The organism is Citrobacter sp. VF227 (genome assembly GCF_052950715.1).
On sequence record NZ_JBRFVF010000321.1, the window covers coordinates 1 to 487 of the forward strand.

Genomic DNA, 487 nt, shown 5'->3' on the forward strand with positions numbered 1-487 from the left:
GCCAATGGCGACGCCGATCGGGACGGACGCGACGGTCCAGACAGCGATGACCTCGGGCACGGTCACGGGCGGCGCTCCCGGCTATGGGTGGCGAACAGGGCCAAGGCGACCGAGGCGAATAGGAGGGGCGCTCACGGCAGGGTCACGATGAGCAGGAGGGCGAGGCCGGGCGGGCTCACCACGCGCAGGCTCCGGCGGGCTCAGGCGTGGGGACGATGCCGAGGGCCTCGTGCCGGGCGGCGAGTCTGTCCTCGATCGCGGCGATGCGGTCCTCGACGGCACGGGCCCACGCGGCAGATGCGGCGTACCGGACGGTGTCGCGGTCGGCCTTCCACGCCTCCAGGCGCGCCACGAGCTCGGCGGTCGTCAGCCGGTCCAGGAACTCGTCGCGCGGGAGGGCGGAGCTACGCATCGCCGCCGACCACGACATAGGTGACCCGGCGCTCAACCCCGACCGAGGCCAGCAGCCTCGGGCCCGGCGTACGAC

At 73.9% G+C, this 487-nt stretch carries 1 protein-coding gene; it reads right to left on the reverse strand.

What is annotated here, in order from left to right; genetic code table 11:
* Nucleotides 1-175: 175 nt before the first annotated feature.
* Complete coding sequence (locus ACU8YC_RS26530; protein WP_446896199.1) at nucleotides 176-430, reverse strand: hypothetical protein; 255 nt, start codon at nucleotides 428-430, stop codon at nucleotides 176-178.
* Between the last annotated feature and the right edge of the window lie 57 nt (nucleotides 431-487).